Origin of the sequence: Streptococcus oralis, from assembly GCF_001075875.1 — a bacterium.
Classification (GTDB): domain Bacteria; phylum Bacillota; class Bacilli; order Lactobacillales; family Streptococcaceae; genus Streptococcus; species Streptococcus oralis_I.
This window is the reverse complement of record NZ_JUOS01000018.1, coordinates 1-421: the sequence shown is the minus strand read 5'-3', so window position 1 is coordinate 421 and position 421 is coordinate 1. Positions and strand designations below refer to the sequence as shown.

At 42.8% G+C, this 421-nt stretch carries 1 protein-coding gene; it reads right to left on the bottom strand.

The window, feature by feature from the left end; translation table 11 throughout:
* Positions 1 to 421: mucin-binding protein (locus ADM33_RS11380; protein ID WP_049502788.1), on the bottom strand; the 421-nt coding region annotated here is incomplete at both ends.

Sequence of the window (421 nt, the reverse complement as noted above, 5' to 3'; positions counted from 1 at the left end):
TTTTGGAACCAAGTTTCCAAGTGGTTTGTAAGTTACAGTTTCTTCAAGATTTTCTTGAGTAACTGTCTTAGAAGCAACACTTGCTTTATCAGCGTAGTAACCTGTCAAGCCTGGTGTTGGAACTGCAGCGTAGGCTGTCTTATCTGATGCCCATGGTGTCGCTGAAAGTTCTTTACCTGTAACTTTATCCAAGGTAAGTGTACGTGTCCATGTCGCTTTTTCAACGTGATCTGCTGGGGCAGTTACCTTACCGTCTGATACCACATACTTAACAGTTGACGTTACATCTTTCTTCCATTTATCTTCCGCAGGGTATCTAGGACTGTTTGGATCATTTGGATTGATTGGATCTGTCGGGTTATGTGGATCGTTTGGTCCAACTGGAGTTTCACCGTGTTTCAAGGTTACTGTCCAAGTTTGA